General features: G+C 36.2%; 15 protein-coding genes. 6 read left to right on the forward strand and 9 right to left on the reverse strand.

The window, feature by feature from the left end:
* Positions 1-2: 2 nt before the first annotated feature.
* The 9 genes from bglX to Q9Q97_RS12260 form a co-directional block, all read right to left on the reverse strand.
* Entirely contained in the window at positions 3-2237 is a 2235-nt protein-coding gene (gene bglX, locus Q9Q97_RS12220; protein WP_306157357.1) for a beta-glucosidase BglX, read from the reverse strand.
* A 181-nt stretch (positions 2238-2418) separates the two neighbouring features.
* Positions 2419-4056 carry a sodium:solute symporter gene (locus Q9Q97_RS12225; protein ID WP_306157359.1) on the reverse strand — a complete coding sequence of 546 codons (1638 nt, stop codon included), beginning with the start codon at positions 4054-4056 and terminating at the stop codon, positions 2419-2421.
* Between the two features lie 2 nt (positions 4057-4058).
* Entirely contained in the window at positions 4059-5585 is a 1527-nt protein-coding gene (locus tag Q9Q97_RS12230; protein ID WP_306157361.1) for a cellulase family glycosylhydrolase, read from the reverse strand.
* Positions 5582-6601: a glycosidase gene (locus tag Q9Q97_RS12235; RefSeq protein ID WP_306157364.1), complete on the reverse strand. Its 1020-nt coding sequence runs from the start codon at positions 6599-6601 to the stop codon at positions 5582-5584. Before Q9Q97_RS12235 ends, Q9Q97_RS12230 begins: the two co-directional genes overlap by 4 nt.
* Before the next feature lie 24 nt (positions 6602-6625).
* Positions 6626-7819 carry a glycoside hydrolase family 26 protein gene (locus tag Q9Q97_RS12240; protein ID WP_306157366.1) on the reverse strand — a complete coding sequence of 398 codons (1194 nt, stop codon included), beginning with the start codon at positions 7817-7819 and terminating at the stop codon, positions 6626-6628.
* Positions 7820-7835: 16 nt separating this feature from the next.
* On the reverse strand, positions 7836-9311 hold the full coding sequence (locus tag Q9Q97_RS12245) for a cellulase family glycosylhydrolase (RefSeq protein ID WP_306157368.1): 1476 nt from the start codon (positions 9309-9311) through the stop codon (positions 7836-7838).
* Between the two features lie 24 nt (positions 9312-9335).
* The gene (locus tag Q9Q97_RS12250) at positions 9336-10277 is read right to left on the reverse strand and encodes a hypothetical protein (RefSeq protein ID WP_306157369.1); all 942 of its coding nucleotides are present in this window, start codon (positions 10275-10277) and stop codon (positions 9336-9338) included.
* A gap of 18 nt (positions 10278-10295) precedes the next feature.
* Positions 10296-11789, reverse strand: a complete 1494-nt coding sequence (locus Q9Q97_RS12255; RefSeq protein ID WP_306157371.1) for a RagB/SusD family nutrient uptake outer membrane protein — start codon at positions 11787-11789, stop codon at positions 10296-10298.
* A 9-nt stretch (positions 11790-11798) separates the two neighbouring features.
* Complete coding sequence (locus tag Q9Q97_RS12260) at positions 11799-14861, reverse strand: TonB-dependent receptor (RefSeq protein WP_306157373.1); 3063 nt, start codon at positions 14859-14861, stop codon at positions 11799-11801.
* Positions 14862-15108: 247 nt separating this feature from the next.
* On the opposite strand from Q9Q97_RS12260, the gene Q9Q97_RS12265 reads away from it, so the two are divergent.
* From Q9Q97_RS12265 to Q9Q97_RS12290, 6 genes are all read left to right on the forward strand, one after another.
* Positions 15109-15981, forward strand: a complete 873-nt coding sequence (locus Q9Q97_RS12265; protein WP_306157375.1) for an AraC family transcriptional regulator — start codon at positions 15109-15111, stop codon at positions 15979-15981.
* A gap of 658 nt (positions 15982-16639) precedes the next feature.
* The gene (locus tag Q9Q97_RS12270; RefSeq protein WP_306157377.1) at positions 16640-18640 is read left to right on the forward strand and encodes an alkyl/aryl-sulfatase; all 2001 of its coding nucleotides are present in this window, start codon (positions 16640-16642) and stop codon (positions 18638-18640) included.
* A 114-nt stretch (positions 18641-18754) separates the two neighbouring features.
* Positions 18755-19165, forward strand: a complete 411-nt coding sequence (locus Q9Q97_RS12275; RefSeq protein ID WP_306157379.1) for a hypothetical protein — start codon at positions 18755-18757, stop codon at positions 19163-19165.
* A gap of 120 nt (positions 19166-19285) precedes the next feature.
* Positions 19286-19561: a hypothetical protein gene (locus Q9Q97_RS12280; RefSeq protein WP_306157382.1), complete on the forward strand. Its 276-nt coding sequence runs from the start codon at positions 19286-19288 to the stop codon at positions 19559-19561.
* A 309-nt stretch (positions 19562-19870) separates the two neighbouring features.
* Positions 19871-20116: a CopG family transcriptional regulator gene (locus Q9Q97_RS12285; RefSeq protein ID WP_306157385.1), complete on the forward strand. Its 246-nt coding sequence runs from the start codon at positions 19871-19873 to the stop codon at positions 20114-20116.
* The gene (locus Q9Q97_RS12290) at positions 20109-20387 is read left to right on the forward strand and encodes a type II toxin-antitoxin system RelE/ParE family toxin (RefSeq protein WP_306157387.1); all 279 of its coding nucleotides are present in this window, start codon (positions 20109-20111) and stop codon (positions 20385-20387) included. Before Q9Q97_RS12285 ends, Q9Q97_RS12290 begins: the two co-directional genes overlap by 8 nt.
* Positions 20388-20417: the final 30 nt, after the last annotated feature.

Consider the following 20417-nt stretch of genomic DNA (forward strand, 5'->3'; position numbering starts at 1 on the left):
ATTTATTGTACTTCAAATGAAACTTTTTCTCCTTTAGAACTGCATCCGCCAATCCACAAATCAAACTTTCCTGGCTCTACTTTTTTCTTCATATCTATTCCGTAAAAAGCAAGGTCTTCCATTTTTAATTCGAATGTTATCTTTTTACTTTCTCCCGATTCTAATTCAATTCTTTTAAAACCTTTTAATTCTTTAACTGGTAAAGCAATCGAAGCCGAAATATCTCTCACATACAACTGCACAACTTCGGTTCCTTTGTATTTTCCATTGTTTTTTAAAGTAAACGAAATTTCAAGTGTTTCTTTTGGATTGAGAAGAGTTTTCGAAAGCGAAATTTTCCCATATTCAAATTGCGTATAAGAAAGCCCAAAACCAAAAGGAAACAAAGGTTCTGTTCCGTTGTCTAAATAATAGGATTTATTTCCTAACGAAGTCTGAGAAGCTTCAACAGGAATATTATCCAAATTGATTTCGTTTCCATTTGCCGGACGTCCTGTATTTAAATGATTGTAATACATCGGGATTTGTCCCACATTTTTAGGAAAAGTAATCGGTAATTTCCCAGACGGATTTGCCTTTCCAAATAATAAATTAACCATTGCCGGACCGCCCATCGTTCCCGGATGCCAAGCGTATAAAACTGCATTAGATTCTTTGACTTCTTTTTCAATTGTTAAAGGTCTTCCTGCAACGAAAACTGTTACAATCGGCTTTTTAGTTTCATTTAAAATTTCTAAAAGCTTCGATTGATTGCCTTGAAGATTCAGGTTCGAAAGACTATGCGCTTCTCCGGAAAGAATCGATTCTTCTCCCAGAAATAATAAAACAACATCTGCCTGTTTTGCCATTTCTCTGGCTTTTCCAAATTGAGTAGAATCGATATCTCTGGAATATTTTAAAATTGGCTCGTAAAGAATTTTAATCTCTTCTCCATATTTTTCTTTTAAAGCCTTAAGCGGTGTGATTGTGTGGCTTTTATCTCCGTCAAAAACCCAAGTTCCTAATTGATCATGTGGCGCATCGGCTAAAGGACCAAAAACGGCAATTGTTTTCGGCTTTTTTAAAGGCAGAATATTATTTTCATTTTTTAATAAAACTATAGATTCTTCAGCGGCTTTTTCAGCAATTTCTAAATGTTCTTTTTTATAAAAAACTTCATTGAGATTTCCTTTAACATATGGATTTTCAAACAAGCCTAATTTGAATTTTATTCTCAATATATTTCGAACAGAATTATTGATACTTTCCATACTTATTTTCTTTTCCTTCAAAAGAGATTCCGCATAAGCCACATAAGTACCGCTGACCATTTCCATATCAACTCCAGCGTTTATAGCTTTTTGAGCAGCTTCTTTTGTATCAGAACAAAATCCGTGATCGACCATTTCAGTAATCGAAGCCCAGTCCGAAACTACAAAACCTTTAAAATTCCATTGGTTTCGAAGAACTTGCTTTAGCAGAAATTCATTTCCAGAAGAAGGAATTCCGTCATTAGCATTAAAAGCCGTCATAATTGTCGCTAGATCTGCTTTTTTAACCGCTTCTTCAAAAGATTTTAAATAGAGGTTTCTAAACTGTCTTTCAGTAATATTCGTTGTATTGTAATCTCTTCCTCCTTCCGCAGCACCGTAACCTGCAAAATGTTTAGCGCAAGCAGCAATAGAAGTCGGATCTGATAAATCTTTTCCCTGAAAACCTCTTACCATTGCAGCTCCCATAACTGAAGTTAAATAAGGATCTTCTCCACAGCTTTCGGCAATTCTCCCCCAACGCGGATCGCGGGCAATATCGATCATTGGTGCAAATGTCCAGCGAATTCCGGTTTCTGATGCTTCAATCGCAGCAATACGAGCCGCTTTTTCAGCTAAATCAGGATTAAAACTTGCTGCTTGCGCCAGCGGAATCGGAAATATGGTTTTAAAACCATGAATAACGTCACGCCCAATAATAAGCGGAATTCCTAATCTGGTTTGTTCTAGAGCAATTTTCTGTGCTTTATTGGCAATTTCAGGATTTGTAATACTCAAAACCGAACCTGCCATTCCCTTCTTAATGACTTTATAATTGGTTTCCATATCATCTGCAGAAAGCTGATTCATCTGACCGATTTTTTCTTTTAAAGTCATTTTCTTCAAAAGTGTTTCTATCTTCTTTTCGATTACAGCATCAGTCGTTTGAGCGCTTGCTCCTAATCCGGAAATGATTAGAAGAAGCGCTAAAATTTGAAGTTTTTTCATAAATATCTTTTTGTTGGCTGTGTTTTTAAACACATAGAAACATAGACTTTTTTAATGCAGAAAAAGAGTATGAAAAGAAACTAGTTTCCAACACATAAATAGTATGTGAATTTTAGAACTGTGAAATGCCATTTCCAGTTCTGTAAATCTATGTCCCTATGTGTTTAAAAAAACACAGCAATTAGAAAAATACAGCATACATCACGAAACATGCAATAACCAAAAGAAGTGCCTGAACACGAAAGTTTTTATACCAGACCACATCTTTTAAAGCAATTGTTTCTTCCGTCCAAAGTGCTTTTGTCCAAGTGTTCTCTTTCACTTTTTCCGTTGAAGGAGGTCTTGTAGAAAGACTTACAGTAACATTAACCAGAATACTTAAAACCAGAATAATTGGAGCTAATAATAAAAAGTGCAACCCGATTTGAATACCTAAAATATACTTCGCACTCATAATAATCACTGCAATAAATAATCCCGACATTAAACCGCTGAAAGCTCCGATGGCATTAGAACGTTTCCAGAATAATCCGAGGAAAAATGTTCCTACTACCGGCGGTGCCAAATAAGATAATATCTCTTGATAATAAGCAATCAACGAATCAAATTTACCAATATACGGCGCCCATAAAATGGCAATTATCAAAGTGACAACCGCAGTAATTTTTCCGACTCTTACCTTTTTTTCGCTTGACGCATTTTTATCAAATTTGCTGTAAAAATCCATTGTAAACAAAGTAGAAACTGAATTTAAAGTTGCGCTTAATGCGGATGTTAAAGCCGAAATCATAGCCGATAAAATAATCCCGATTAAGCCAATTGGAAGAACTCTGCTAATTAATCTCGGATAAACCTGATCGGTATTAATACCGTATTTTGATTTTAATTCGCTTCCGCTGATGATTTCATGCGGTAGATTTTCAACTCCAAACAAATTAATTCCACGCGCAATTACTCCGGGAAAAATAAAAATGAAAAGCGTAAACAAATACAGAAAACCAACCAGTAAGACGCCCTTTCGACCATGATCGATTGATTTTGCAGATAAAACCCTTTGTACCATAACCTGATTGTTTCCCCAGAAATAAAATCCAAGAATAGGAATACCGACCCACATTCCTAACCATGGAACCGTCGGATCGTCCATTGGTCTTGTAAGTTTTAACCAAATTCCGTCATGAAATTGTGTATAAAATGCATCCCAACCGCCAATGCTGTCCATTGCAAAAAAGGCCAATAAAGTCGAACCAATTATCAGGATAAACGCCTGAATAACTTCGGTATTAATAACAGATGAAAGTCCGCCAATAATCGTGTAACTTCCGGCAACAACAGCCATTCCGATAATAATCAGCATCATATCGGCGCCTGGAAAAATCATATTGATAATTAAAGCTCCGGCGTATAAAGTTGCGGCCGCATCGAGGAAAATATTTCCGATAATAGTTATAAACGAAAAGTACGTTCTTGATCTAACATCAAAACGTCTTTCCAGAAATTCAGGCATTGTGAAAATTCCTGATTTAATATAAAACGGAAGAAAAAAGATCGCAAAGAAAACCATTACCAAAATCGAAATCCAGTTGTAATTAAAAACGGCAATTCCGTTTATAAATCCTTCGCCTGAATTTCCCATCAAAGTTGAACTTGAAATACTCGCTGCAAAAAGTGACAAACCAACCATTGGCCATTTTAAATCTCTTCCTGCCAGAAAATAAGCATCTGAATCGCTTGATTTACTATTTTTTAAACCCCACCAAACAATAAAGATGATGTATAAAACGATGACAACTAAGTCAATTATATTTAAATTTAACATGTTTATTTTTGGTATGAAGTGTAAAGAATAACGCTTTGGACTGGTATAGAAACTTTGATAGAATTGTCTTTTACATCAATTTTCTCTGAAGGAACAGGAAATCCGTTTTGGTCTACAGTACGTTTGTTTTCGCTGTACAAATATTTATTCAGCTTTGATTTTACTTTTAGTTTTTTAGTATCAATAATAAAATCAACTTCTTTATCACTGTTGTTCGCAATTGCGATTGTAATTTCTCCAGAATTAGTAATTCCGGCAACAGAACGAACTTTATCTATTTTTGAATCTAGTTTTAGGAGTTTCATATCTCCGGTAAAATAACGCGTCATAATCGACCAGGTATAAAACCAAGGGCGCAAATTTTCATCTGACGGATCTTCTGTAAGTTCTTTTCCTAAACTATTAAACATTCCCCAGCGCTTCAATTGATATTTATCGCCTTTATCATCTTTGGTATGCATGGCATCATCTAAATCCCAAGCGATTACAGCATCAAAACCGGCATTCATAGCCTGAATCAAAGCATCGGCCATATCAACTCCGTAATCATAATCGTAAACCGAAAGCTGACTATCAACACTTGTATATTTATCTCCAAGATGTTTTTGAGATGAAGGATCGCCTTTGATTCCTAGCTCGCCCAAAATAAAAGGCTTTTTATGAACTGAATCGGTAAAACGAACCAAATCACCAAATGTCTTTTGAAATTCTCCTGAACGAATACTTTCTTTAGAAGGATAATCGTGCGCATCATAAGCCGAAACCAAATCCGGAATCTGAAGAGCAGTTTGTTTTACCCAATCTAAACCCTTGTATTGTGATTTACTGTTATTGAATGAAGTTGCATCGGGACCAATAATCGAAATCTTTTTATCTAATCCCGCTTTTTGAATGGATTTATGAAGCAGTTCGATTCCTTGTTTCCATTGCTCGAAATCGCCGTCTGTAGTTGCCCAGTCGCCGTTTGGTTCATTTACTAAATTGTAATATTTAATACAGCTGTATTTTTTTACATTCAGTAAATGAGTCAGATTTTTAACGATCAGGTCAATCCATTTTGGGTCGTTTGCTCCCGTAAAACTATTTTGAAGATTCAGATGCGTATCGTGAAATTTGTACGGCTGTCCCCATTCACCCAAAATAACTTTTATATCATTCTTTTGACAATAATCCAGAAGTTTATAAAGCGCCTGCATCTGATCACTTTCAAAATCAACAATCGGATTTCTTGCAGCATCAAAACCTTTCAGATATCTCCAATTGGCCTGATCCATAACGCGGGCGATCTTAGGTTTAATGAATGAAACACGGTCAAAAACCATTTGCCATTTTTCATCGGTCATTAAATTCCCCCATTCAGAACTTTCGGTATCGGCGTGCGGATAAGCAGAAAATTCAATTCCGTTTCCTATAAATTCACTCGAAATTATCTCATTTGGATTGATAGTAACAACTGGAATTTTGCTTTGGCTTTGAACCGAAAAACTGACTAAAGCGCAAAGCATCAGGATATTATTTTGAATTTTCATTTTTTGGAATCTTTTAAAGTTTGTAATAATTCGTTGATATCACAAGTTGCCAGACCAACGTATTTATCGGCAGCGCCGTAATAAACATATAAAATATTATCGAGAATCATATTTCCTGTAGGAAAAACGCATCCTTTGTAGAAACCTTCAATTTCGTAATCGTGTTCCGGTTCCATAATCCAGTCTTCAAGCCTTGCCGTTACTTTTGACGGATCTTCTAAATCTAATAAAGCTACCCCGACTCTGTAATAGCCATTTCCGCCATTTTCAACTCCGTGGTAAATTAATAACCAACCGTCTTTTGTACGTAAAGGCGGTGTGCTTCCTCCGATTTTTTCTTCCCAAGTTCCGTTTCTTCCACTTAATAAAAGAATACTTTTTTCTTCCCAAACCATTAAATCATCCGAATAACGAAGCCAGATTGATGGATAATCACAGCCATATTCTACTCCTATCCATTGTTTTGGACGGTGTAACATCGCATATTTTCCGTTGATTTTTTCAGGGAATAAAATCACATCTCTGTCATCTAAATTAGAAGTCGTAATTCGACCTAATCTTCTGAAATTCTTAAAATCTGAAGTTACCGCCAAACCAGAATTTGCAATGTTATGTTTGAAAACCGCAGGTGCATCTTCGCCCGTTTCAGGAAGATTAATTACGTCGTGTGGAAAGGTCCAGTAACGTCCGGGAGGATAAGGTCTGTAAGCATACGTAACATAATATTCACTTCCGAATTTAATGATTCTCGGATCTTCAACCCCGCCCATATCCGGACCGTTGCTGCTTGGCCCAAAAACTGGTTCGTCTGATTCTCTTTTAAAGTTAATTCCGTCCGTACTTGTTGCCAGTCCGACACGAATAAAATGATCAACATCGTCTCCCGCCGCTCGGTAAAGCATATAAAAAGTTCCGTTTTCGTACCAAACTCCCGGATTACAAACAACAAGATTTTCCCAATAATTATTAGGGTTTGGGCTTAAAACTGGATTCTGAGTGCACTTAATTAATTTCATTTTTAGAATTTTGTATTTTGGTTTTTATTTTACAATTGTGTTGACTGCCAACGTGTACATATCCGGCAGTTTTTTGCTAAAGATCATATTCGGACTTGCATAAAGCAGTTTGAAGTTTGCAGCAGAACTATGACCGTCAAACGGAGCATAAAAATGGTTTCCTTCGTGAGACGGATCGTATTTGTTTCTCCACAGTACAACCATCGAAACTTTTTTTCCCGTTAATGGAACACTAATTTCGTTTGTCCAATACGTATCGTACGGAGCCCCGTTTTTTACAATTCCTTCTACTCCTGTTTCTGTAACACCGCATGGTTTTAGTTTTTGCTGCGAAAGTGTCGCCAGATTTCTAAGATTGGTGCTAAAAGCTGTGGTATTGGTTCCGTGATAACTGTCCCAGCCAATAAAATCCACATAATCGTCACCAGGCCATCTAAACAAAAAGCTCTCAACAGTTCCCTGTGAATCTAATTGCGGAGAAATCGCATAAATAAAGCTATGAACTCCTTTTTTATTCTTCAAATAATCGATAGTGTATTTCCATAAACTGATAAATTCCTGCTGTGTTGTTGCTCCAGAACCCCACCAAGACCAGGTTTGTGTATGTTCGTGAAAAGGGCGAAAAATAACCGGAATCAGTTTTCCGTCTTTGTCTTTTAAATTATTGGCAAAATCGGCCAGTTTATCCAGCCAGGAATTAAATTTTATATTAGTTGCGCTTCCGTCTGTGAGGATTTCTTTTGCCACCGTATTTTTAGAATTATCCCAACTGTCTCCTCCTGTTAAAGGATTGTTTAAATGACAACAAGCTGTAATCACTTCGCCTCTTTCTCTGGCTTCTTTAATAACTCTTGCTCGATCATTATTTAAGGTTGAAGTCGAACTTCTGTCGTCCATAATTTCGGCAAAATCTACGCTAAAAACAGCAGGATAATCTCCGCAAACATCTTTAATATCAGAATGTCCGGCTTCTGTCATCCAGTTTCTTCCGTATAATAAATCGTCGTGATGTCCGAACATAGTTCCTTTTTCCTGAATTCTCCATAAATTAGAATACAAGGCTTTGGTTTCTGCGGTGGCGTTTGGATCAGATAATTGAAGCGTAACCGGAATCGGATTTTCAGGCTCGTTTCCTCCAGGATCTTTTTTGTCATCAGAAGAGGAGCATCCGAAACACAAAAAGCCCGACAGCAATAAAATTGTATATAATGATTTCATAATCGCATTTTTAAGATTAATATTCAAAATTGGTTAAAACCAAAAGTCCTTCTGCCGGAATGGTTTGCGTTGTATTGTCTTTTAAATGTAAAGTGAAGTTGGTCTTGTTCGGAAGCATTGTATGATCGCCTTCGAGTTTCAGCTGATTTTTCGCGTAAGCAAAACTTTTTACTTTTTCTAAAACAGGTAAATTCTTCGAAGTCAGATTTACTTTAAGATTTTGATTCGAAACATTGACAATCGCGATCATATTTTTTCCGTCTTTAGAAACTGAAACCGCTTTTAGGTTTGGATTTCCGTTTACCGAAACCTGATGCACTTTACAACCCGTCGGCATGTATTTTGTCAATAAAGACCAGGCATAAAACCATGGGCGGACTTCTTCTTCTTTACTTCCAAAATATTCGTCTCCTAAAATGTTCCAAAAACCCCAGACTTTTAGTTTGTTTTTTTGTTCTTTGGCATGCATGGCATCATCAAGCATCCAGGCAACCGATCCCGAATAACCGGCATTTACGGTTTGAATTAAAGCATCGGCCATATCTGAACCATAGACATAATTGTAAACAAACATTTGAGAATCTTCAACCGAAGCGTAAGGTTTTGCTTTGGCTCTTTCTATATTTTCGTTCATTAACGCTTCATCATGTTTTTCAACAAATTTGAATCCGATTTCTCCCATAACGATTGGTTTTCCTTTTGGAACAGCATCTTTATACGCTTTTAATATCGAAGTATATTCTCCTGAATTGACCGTGATTTTTGACGGATACGTATGGATGTCGTATACGCCGATCGCACTATCTAAATCTTTAACAGAATTCGTAATCCAATCTACTTTATCGGCTTTCCAAATCGCAATATCCGGTCCCATTAAAGACACTTTTTTATCAAGATTTACAGCTTGAAGATTTGTCCAGAAAAATTGAGCTGCATTTTTCCATAGCCCATAATTTTCATCCGTAGCCGACCAGAATCCATTCGGTTCGTTGATCATGTTATAATATTTGATACATGAAAAACCCTTTTTATTCACAAGAAAATCAAGATATTGAGCAGCCAGTTTTAAATTATTTTCTGAAATCGTATTGGCTTTACTATTAACCATTCGGTCGCCCCAGTCTCCTAAAACAACCTTCACATTTCGGGACTGGCAATATTCCAGAATTGGGGCAATATTTTGGTAATTTTTAGTTTCATTTAAGACTCCATTTTCAATTACCGAAGTTGTATTGATCATCACTCTTATGAATTGGGGTTTCATAAAATCAAGACGCGCATACAATTTCTGCCAGTCTGCCGCCGAAATGTTGAGCTGTTTTTCTCCGTAATCCAATTGATACGGATCCCATTGGACACCGTTGCCAATGTAATTTTCATTTATAATGGTATTGCTATCAACAGCAATAGTTGCATCGGCCGAAGCCGAGCAACTGATTACCGAGTTCACTAACCAAAATGATACTAGAATTTTAATAAATATGTTTCGCATACATTTGATTTACAACCTCTTTACTTAATCTTTTTTGGTAACATCTATCCAAAAACGTCTTGGTTTCTTCACGAATTTGTCATAGTCCGAATAAATATTCGTCCAGTCGTCTGTACCGTTTAGATTAAAGGCAAAAGCGTTATTGGTAATGGTTTTCTTTTGTCCATTTCCTAAATCTTCTGTTCCGGCATTTTCAAAAGTTCCAACTTTTATAGTTCCGTCTGCGAAAGTGAATGTGATAGTTCCCGCTGCATAATTTCTCAACCATTTTCCTTCTCCGGTCGGAATTTGTCTGTAGAAATTTTTAACATCGGTTTGAGGACTTCCTACGTAAATAAAATCGGCGTATTGGCCATCTGCTCCAGCAGTATTAGTCACTTTTCCGTACGTATTTCCATCTTCTGTAATTCCTTCCATTTCAAAAATTAACTGATTGTCCAATTCTTTGTCCGGACCATTTGTTGTTGACCATATCCAAGGTTTATCGGTCATGGCTAAAACTGCTCCACCACCATATTCCGGGCCTGTTCCTCCGTAAACAATCAAGTTATCTATATCGTAAATTCCGATTAGAGATTCTCTAAATGAGCTTGCTACAACTGTATAATTTCTTGATTTTCCTGTTGGAGAAGTAACCGTTAAACTGGCGCTGTTCTCAGCATTTTCAAAGTTTAAAGCTTCGCCTTCAGCAACCGATGAATTTGCTCCATAAGATAAGACCAATTCTTTAATTACAATATTGCTTAAGTTAGGAACGGCATCAACGTTAATTGCTAAATTGATAGTTCCTGTTTGCTCGTCTACGCGAACGATTTGTGCATTACCAACCTGATTTTCGAATTTTATATCCAAAACATTGCGTTCGTTATTCCAGTCTCCTTTTTCGATATCTTCCAAAGGATCGCTTTGACAGCTTGTCTGCGCTAAGGCAGTAATGAAAAACAAAACGTATATTATTTTTTTCATAATCGTATATTTTTAAAATTATAACCCTGTGTTCAAATCGATTTCTGTTTGTGGAATCGGATAAAACGCTGCTTCTTCTGCTGTAATTCCGGCAGCTTCCGGTACAACCTGAGAAACTTTGTTGAAACGACGCAGGTCATAAAGACGGTTTCCTTCAAAAGCCAACTCTAAAGCACGTTCATTCCAAACTGCCTGTCTAAAACTTTCCAAACTCAATCCCGGTGCAAGATTCCCTAAACCGGCTCTGTTTCTAATTTGGTTTACCAGAGCATAAGCCTCAGTTGTTGGACCTGCAGCTTCAGCATAAGTCAAAGCCACTTCGCTAAAGCGAATTAAAAAAGGCTTTGTGCTTGTTTTATCTCCAATAAAATTCGGGTCAATATACTTTCGTGTAAACGGATAAATAATTTTTCCCGGATATTGAGCCGAAACAACTCCAGATGCATTATAAGTTGTGGTTACAAACAAGTCTGTTTTTCTTTTATCTGAGTTATCAAAACTGTTATAAAAGCCTGTCAGAGTTTGAAATACACTCCATCCGTCATGCGATTTGGAATAGGTATTATCAGGGTTTTTCAAATAAATAGTTGCACCGTCGATATACGGAATAAACAGTTTCGAAATTTTAGAATAATCTCCTTCCGTTGCTCCGGTTCTGTCCATTGAAAGCAAAAAGATGTTTTCTCTTCCTAATGGTTTTTCAACATCGTATATACTAATTAAATTATTCTCAAAACCATACACACTTTGGCCTGTAATTACATCTCCGGAATATTTTGCAGCCTGCTGATACATAGTCGCTACCTCTTTACTCATTTCTGCATATTGCGGAACGTTATGTTCTTTTGAAGAAGCGATATACAAATACACTTTTGCCAATAAAGCCTGCGCCGCAACTTTATCTGCGCGCCCTAAAGCCTGATTTACTTTTAATAATTCGATTGCTTTTTCAGCATCAGCAATAATAAAATCATATACTTCATCTAAGTTTTTTGCCATCGGAGCAGCAGTCTGACTTACAGTTTCTACAACAGAAGTATGCATTGGTACGCGACCGAAGTTTTTAACGAGATTGAAGTAATTCCAAGCTCTAAGGAAATAAGCTTCTCCCAGAAATTTATCTTTTAAATCCTGTTCAAATTTTCCGTCCGGTACATTTTTAATAACAGCATTCGCTCTATTTATGGCGATGTAAGCATATTTAAAATAATTGCCCAACATTCTATTGGTATTAAACGTTCCCGTTTGCCATTTATCTAAATTCTGATTATCAACGGTTTCATCACCCTTTGGGCCACATTCTTCTGTTGGAAGATCTCCCACATAAAAAATGGCTCTTGAATACTCAAGGAAAGTCAAAGCATCGTAAGCGTAATCAACCGCAGATTCGGCATCAGAAGCACTTTTATAGAAATTATCTTCCGAATAAAATCCGTATGGTTCTTCGTTTAAGTCGCAGGCAAAAGCACTAATGATAAGCGCCATTGCTGCTATTTTATATCTTGTTTTCATAGTAGTTTTTTAAAAAGTTAAGTCCAGTCCGAATGTCCATTTGCTCAATCTAGGATAACCACCCCAGTAAATTCCGTCTGTTCCCACTTCCGGATCGTAACCGTCAAATTTGGTAAAAGTGTATACGTTGTTGGCATTTAGATATAAGCGTACGCTTTGGAATGCACTTTTTACTGGTTTTAAAGTATACCCCAGAGTGATGTTTTGAATTCTAACGAATGATCCGTCTTTTACCCACCAGTCTGAGAATTTCAAAGTTCTTCCGTCTCTTAAACTTGGATAATCGTTTGTCGGATTGTCCAAAGTCCAGCGTAAAGGCGCATTACTTGGCTGATTAAATGCCTGAGTATCTAATACATCCTGACCAAAAACGCCGTTTAAAAAGAAACTGAAATCAAATTGTTTGTATTTAAGACTCATATTAAAACTCGCCATAAAATCCGGGTTTGGATTTCCGATAATGGTCTGATCTTTAGTATCTACAACTCCGTCGCCATTGATATCTACATATTTAAATTCTCCCGGCTGCGCCAATTGTCCGTCCAGACCAGCGTTGATTCCTTCCTGAAGATTTTGTACAATTCCGTTAGTTTTATATCCGTAGAAAACATTTACCGGCTGACCGATTGCTAACAGATTTGGAAATTGTCTGAACTGCTCTAAACTGTTTCCAGAATATTCGTACTGCATTCCTGTGTTCGGATCTACATTTAAACCTGATTGCGCAACAGAACCAAGGCTTACAATTTCATTTTTATTCTTTGAATACACTAAAGAAGCATTAACCTGCCAGTCTTCATTTTTGAAGATTTCACCGTCAACAGTAATCTCATAACCTTTATTCGTTAATTCTCCGTCGTTAACCCAAATTCTATCGTAACCAGATGACGGAGTTAGAATTCTTTCTCTCAAAAGGTCTTTTGTCTGTTTGTTGTAATAATCGAATATGATGTTTAAACGGCTTTTTAAGATCGAAATATCAACTCCAAAGTCACTTTGAGCAGTAGTTTCCCATTTTAAATCTGGATTCGGGATTCCGCCCCAAAGTTTTTCAATTCCGTCCTGACCTGTAGTTCCGACGACATAACCTGGCCCAATTGCAGAAACCCAGCTTCCATTATCATAGTACTGACTTACTCCATAACGACTTAAAGTCTGGTACGGATTGATTCCCTGATTTCCAGAAATACCATAACTAGCACGGAATTTTAATTCATCAAAAACATTTAAACTTTTAATAAAAGTCTCATTATGTGCTTTCCAGCTTACTGCACCAGACGGGAAATACGCCCATTGATTGTTTTTACCAAATTTTGAGGATCCGTCTGCACGGCCTGTAACAGTCAATAAATATTTATCATCATAACCGTAATTCATTCTAAAAATTCCTGAAACCAATCTAGTTTCTACTTTTCCGTTAGAAACGGTATTTCTTTCGGGATTTCCAGCGCCCATATTTTCGTTTCCTAAAGTTTCATTCACAAAATCAAATGCACCAAGTCCTGAACTTCTTGATAAATAACTTTCGAATGTATAACCTCCAGTTACACCAAAATCGTGTTTATTGAATGTTTTATTGAAATTGGCAAAAGTTTCAGACACAAAATTCTGCCCTTCCCAATTGTTGATATAACCCGCACCGTTATTAAAATCTCCGGTTTCGGTATATTTACTTGGATAATACTGATCATTTACAGAAGATCCGTATTTGTAATTTAATCTTGAAGTCAATTTCAAAGACGGAATAATCTGCCATTCTAACGCCGCAGAACTGATAACATCTATAGTTTTAGTTTCGTTCTGACGAAGATTGGTAATCGCAACAGGATGTGTATAATCGTTCTGACCAATCATATAATAATCGCCATTATCATCGTAAATTGGGAAAATAGGATTTCTCCAATACGCCAGACCTCCGTTTGAAGTTCTTTTTCCTTTACTTACGATATTTGAAAAGCGAACGGTGAAATTATCAAAGACATCATGCTTAATACGTAAGTTGTAACCGCCTTTGCTGTAACCATCTTTTACGAAAACACCTTCTTCGCTGTAATAATTTCCGCTTAAATTAAAACTCGTTTTATCGGTTCCGCTGTTAATGCTCACAATAGTATTATTTCCTAAAGGCATGTTTCTAAAAGTCACATCGCCCCATCTTGTAAAATACGGCCACGAACCCGATTGCAATTCCTGAATGGATGGATAATAAACTCCGTTTGAGTTATTCGCACCTACATATAAAGGCGTCTGTCCTCCGTTAATTCTTCCCTCATTACTTAATTGCGCCATTAAAACTGGATCTCTCCAAAGATTTAGTTCTGAATTAAACTCGGAAAACGTAGATTGTTGCTGCACCTGAATCTGGGTTTTTCCTTTTTTAGCTGACTTTGTAGTAATAATGATAACTCCGTTAGCACCTCTTGAACCGTAGATTGCAGAAGCCGAAGCATCTTTCAGAACATCTACTTTATCAATATCGGCAACATTTACCTGCTTTAAATCGCCGGCATCTCCCAATGGAAATCCGTCCAATACCACTAAAGGTGCATTTGAACCTCTAAGCGAACTTCCTCCTCTGATTCTTACTGTAGACGTAGAACTAGGATCCTGGGAAGTCGTAACTTGTAATCCTGCAACTCTTCCTTGTAAAACCTGCTCAACAGAATTGGTTGGAATGTCTTCTAAAGTTTTGGTTTTGATTGTCGCTACCGAACCCGTTAAATCCGCTTTTTTAACAGAGCCGTATCCGATTACAACAACTTCTTTTAAGTTTTGGGAAGAAGCTCTTAAAACAACATTCAAAGTATTTTTTCCTGCGGTTTGAATTTTCTGAGTGTCAAAACCCATAAAAGAGAAAGATAAAATTGCATTTACTGGAGCACTGATTTCAAATTTCCCGTCAAAATCTGTAGAAGCACTTTTAGAAGAACCTTCTACGGTAATATTTACTCCAGGTACTGTAAGACCGCTTTCGTCGGCAACTGTACCTTTAATTATATTCTGACTGTAAGCTGCAAAACTGCTAACAAACAGAATACAAAAAAGTATACTTTTTGTCCATTTTTTTTTCATTTGTTTGATTGGTTAAAGATTAGTTAATAGTTTCGAGACAAATTAACTACTTCGTTTTCGTAAGCATTTTGTAAATTACATCAAATAGTAATACTTTAATGAATTACGAATAATACTTTTATCAATAAAAGTAATTTTTATTTGAACATATAATTTTTATTTGAGCCTAAAATTGTTTAAAACAGAAATTTATTACTTATTTTTGACCAACTTTATTATTCAGTAAGTGAATTAAAATAATACTATTATGAACGAAAAGCGCAATATTTTAAGAGAATTAGTACCAATTTCAGATGACGACTTCTTTATAGTATTAAATCATATGAATGCAAAATTTGACTTTCCTCTTCATTTTCATCCAGAAATTGAATTGAATTTAGTTTTGAATTCTTCAGGAAAAAGAATTATTGGAGATTCTGTAGGAGAATATTCTGATTGTGATCTGGCGCTGATTGGTCCTAACACGCCACATTTATGGACAGGAATTAAAGAAAACAATGATGCTCATGTGGTCACCATTCAGTTTCATGAAGATTTATTTTCAGAAAAGACTTTAAGGAGAAAACTTGCTATTCCAATTCGAGAGTTATTGGAAAGATCAAAACGCGGTATTGCTTTTTCGAAAGAAACAATTGAAAATTTAAAACCAAAAATTTTACAATTATCCGACTCTCAGGATTTTAATTCGTTGTTGGATTTTCTATCTATATTACACGATTTAGCAATAGCAAAAAACTCAAAAACCCTTGCCTCTCATTCTTACGTAGATTATTACAGTTTTTCTGAAAGCCAGAAAATCGAAAAAGTAAATGAATTTATAAAGAATAATCTTCAGAATAAAATTCAATTGAAGGAAGTTGCAGATTTAGTTAACATGTCGGAATCTGCGTTTAGTCATTACTTTAAAAAATGCACAAATAGCTCATTTTCGGATTATGTAACCGATTTAAGATTAGGTATGGCCGCAAGATTATTATTTGAATCTGAACAATCAATAAAAGAAATATGCTACGACAGCGGTTTTAATAATATTTCAAATTTTAACAGAACTTTTAAGCGCAAAATGGGATACACCCCAAGTGATTTCAGAGATCAGAGTAAATTGATCACAAAACATTAAGTGAACTTCATCCTCTTTCTCGCAAAAAAAGTTAAGGACAATTTCACTGATGCTTCTCCTGTTTTAGTTTTGTGGCAGAATCGTGGCGCATGGTGTTTTGGAAAACAGCAAATCCAGTAAAATCAAGATATGAAAAGCTAAGGTTCGAAACTTATACAACATCAAAAACTGTTATAATTTAGCAATCAGAGATTTGTGGCAAAACCGTGGCACACGGTGTTTATGAAAACTAGAAAACCAACAAAATAAGGTACTGACGCTTTTAGGTTTGAATAGATGTATATACGAGAAAAAATGTAAAGCCTGAGAAGTCCATGTTTCTCAGGCTTTTTTTGTGATTTCCAAAATGTCCCTTTTCTTACTTAAATTTAAAATCTTAATGTTTTCGGCAAAAATTGGTTCATGTCCCGTTAGGTCAACCTGAAAGGACAAAAGCTAAAATTGCTACTTCGCTTATTATTCCATCTATTTATACTCAGCGTGGCATAATAACAAAAATAATGTTGCATAATCAATTAACTGGTTGCAAATTATAAAATGAAACAATCTTTTCCAATAAGAATTTACTTTCTTCTTATTTAAAATTTAATTTTAGATACCCATCAAAATATAGAAATCAGCATTCTATTATTTTTTAACAACTTAAAGAGGTATCACCATGAAAAAATTTTCAGAAACAGCAGTCGGGTTTTTATTATTTATAACCTTGTTTACAACAGTAAGTACCTATTCTCAAAAAATCAAAACAGATAAAAATCAGAAAGAGGCATCAAGCTTTACGCAAAAAGCAAATAATGATCTCTTATCTTATCTTCCTTTTGCAGACAAAACCGATTATGAAAATGCAAAAAGGGGACTGATAGCTACTATTCCAGCAGGAAATATAAAGGATTCAAAAGGGAATATTATCTACGACATGAAGCAGTATGACTTTATAAAAGGCACTGCACCCGCAACTACAAATCCGAGCTTATGGCGTCAAAGCGAACTCAACAGTATCAATGGGCTGTTTGAAGTAAAGAAGGGCTCAATATATCAGATCAGAGGGTTCGACTTGGCAAACATGACTTTGATAGCAGGGAAAACAGGATGGATTATTATTGATCCTCTACTATCTCCTGAAACAGCCAAAGCAGGTTTGGAATTGGCAAACGAAAAAATAGGAAAAAAACCTGTAGCCGCTGTAATAATTACCCACAGCCACATAGACCACTTTGGAGGAATAAGAGGCGTTGTTGACGAAAAAGATGTAAAAAGCGGTAAAGTGCCTATTTATGTGCCTGAAGGATTTTTTGACCATTCTATCAGCGAAAATGTAATGGGAGGAAATACCATGGGAAGAAGAGCTTCCTATATGTACGGAAATCTTCTTCCAAAAGATGCAAAGGGAACATTAGGAACTGGTTTAGGGCAGACAACGTCAACAGGACTGGCAGGGATTTTAGACGGCACCGTAAAAATCAACAAGCTTTCGGGCGAGGAAAAAATTGTCGATGGCCTTAAAGTTGAATTTATCTATACTCCAGAGTCGGAAGCGCCTGCCGAAATGATGTTTTATTTTCCAGAACTTAAAGCATTCTGCCAGTCTGAGGATATAACACATACACTTCACAACCTTTACACATTAAGAGGCGCGCAGGTTCGTAATGGGCAGAAATGGAGCGCCTATATTGATTTGGCGCTTGCAAAATGGGGAGACGATGTAGAATTTTCTTTTGCTTCGCATCACTGGCCTACTTGGGACAACAAAAATATCAAACCGTATTGGGAGAAGCAGCGTGATTTATACCGTTTCATCCATGACCAGACGCTAAGACTTGCAAACGAGGGCTATACTCCTATAGAGATTGCTGAAATGCTGAAGCTTCCCGAATCGCTGGATAAAGAATTTTACAGCAGAGGATACTATGGAACTTTAAGCCATGATGTACGCGCACAATATCAATTATACTTTGGATGGTTTGACGGCAACCCTTCCAATTTAAATAAACTGACACCAGTTGATGCGGGCAAGAAGTATGTTGAATTTATGGGAGGTGCGGATAATTTATTATCAAATGCTAAAAAATCGTATGACAAAGGAGAATACCGATGGGTGGCTGAAGTTGCAAGCCATCTGGTCTTTGCAGATCCGAAAAATCAGGATGGAAGAAACCTTTTGGCAGATGCTTACGAACAGCTGGGCTATGTAGCCGAATCTGGTCCATGGAGAAATTTTTATTTGTCAGGAGCAGCAGAATTAAGAAATGGAGTTAAGGTGCTGCCATCACCTGATACAGCTGGCCCCGACATGGTTCGCGGAATGAGTACTGACTTATTCTTTAATTTTCTTGCCATGAAATTCAAAGGAACAGAGGCTGATGCTGCTGCTATGAAATATAATTTTAACATTGTTCTTCCAGATGTAAAAGAGAAGGTAGCATTAATTGTGGCAAATGGAGTTGTAACACCTCGAATTGGAGGAAGCGTTAAAAACGATGTTACAGCAACAATAACAATCAACAGAAGCGATCTCAATAAAGTGAGCTTAAAAGAAGCTTCTTTTGCTGATCTTTTGAAATCCAAAGCGATAAAGATCGATGGGGATCAAAATGCCTTTACTTCATTTTTAGGAAAAATAGACAGTTTTAATTTCTGGTTTAATATCGTTGAGCCTTAAATGGAATACTATTGATTTGGAGAGGCTAAAATAATTTAGCCTCTTTTGTTTGCAGTCACCGCATTGAACTTATGCAGCATATTTTAACTTTTTCTGTTTTCTACACCTCTAATTATGATCCAATTTAAAAGAGTTATCATTTCTTTATCCGCACTTTTAGCATCGCAAATTTCAAATGCACAGCTTGATCCGCCTTACACAGTTGGATTTATTCCAGCTTCTATAACGGAAGGTGATATTGCTTTTCCCCTATATGAAAAATGGCACTTAAGCGGTCAGGCTGATATGCAATTGGTAACGCAGGGATCCTACGATACAAAAAATCCTTTTGAATACACTCAGAGAGTCGTTTTAAGACCATGGCTTGTCTATTCTTGCTTCAAAAATATCAAATTGTGGCTGGGATATGCGCACAATCAGAAATATGCAGTTGAAGAAATGGGAAATTATGAAACGCTTGAGAACCGCTTAATCATAATGGGCACATTCTCACAAGATATGCCGAGAGGAAATATATTTGAGTAGATCCGTTTTGAAACTAAATTTTTTGATGACGGAAACGGAATCCATCAGACCGTCCCAAGAATTCGTATGAGATTTGGAGTAAATCATTTTCTCCCTCAAAGCAAGAGCAAACCGTTGTTCTTGGCTCCCAATATAGGCTACTATGCGGAGCTGATGCTTAAGTTCGCGTCAAAAGATTATGCAAAAGAGAATTTTGATATTTTTAGATTGTCAGTATATTATACTGCAGGAATTACTCCTAATATTCATTTTTTAGCTGGCGTAATCGGACAAATACAGCTTCGTACAAATGGAACTCGGTTCGATATCTACTATGGTCCGATGGTATCTGTCAAATACAGCATCAAACCTAAGGAAAGAGAAACTTTTGACAGTGTCGATGGGGGAGCAGATTGATAATGCGCTAAAAATAAAATTGCATGGAAACTAGATCTTAAGTAATATTTATTTTTTTCAAATCATCTTGAAAATGGTTCGAGAATTGTCCCGTTAAGGCTAGTATAAAAAAGATTTTTATAATTAAAAAAAAAATATAAATTGATGCTCTAAGTTATATGTCAAAATGGTGGCACCTCAATTTTGGATTTGATACATTTTTTGTACATAAAAGTTAAGGCGCTTTTCGGAATACAAGTTTTTGACAGAATCTTTTTCTATCTTATTTTTTTGGTGTAAATTTACACCAATTCAAAAGCTTTTATTATTATGACACGACAAAGTATATCATTGACAGCTCCAAATGAAGAATGGTTAAAAAATCAAGTTAACTCAGAAGAGTTCAGCAGCAAAAGTGAAGCTATTAATTTTTTAATCAAAAAAGCACGTTCGCAAGAAGAGTTTTATGACTTCGTTAGAGCTAAAATAGATAAAGGAGAAAAAAGTGGTTTCGCAAAAAAACAAACTAGAGAGGAAATGTTAACCGAGTTTAAAAAGGGTTTGGGAGATGTATAGCTATTATTTGAGTAGCGAAGCCAAAGAAGATTTAAAAAGAATTTATTACTATGGAGTCGGCAAGTTTGGACTAGATCAGGCTGACAACTATTTCAATATGTTTTACGATTGTTTTGACAAAATAGAACAAAATCCATTTTTATTTCCATCTGCCAACCATATCAAAAAAGGATATCGTTATTGTGTTTGTGGCGTTGATACTATTTACTACCGAATAAATGGAGATGAACGTATAGAAATTATTACCATTATTGGGAGGCAGGACTTTTAGAGAAGTAAAAGTTGCCATTATCTTTAAAAC

This window comes from Flavobacterium sp. DG2-3 (assembly GCF_030730925.1).
Classification (GTDB): Bacteria; Bacteroidota; Bacteroidia; order Flavobacteriales; family Flavobacteriaceae; genus Flavobacterium.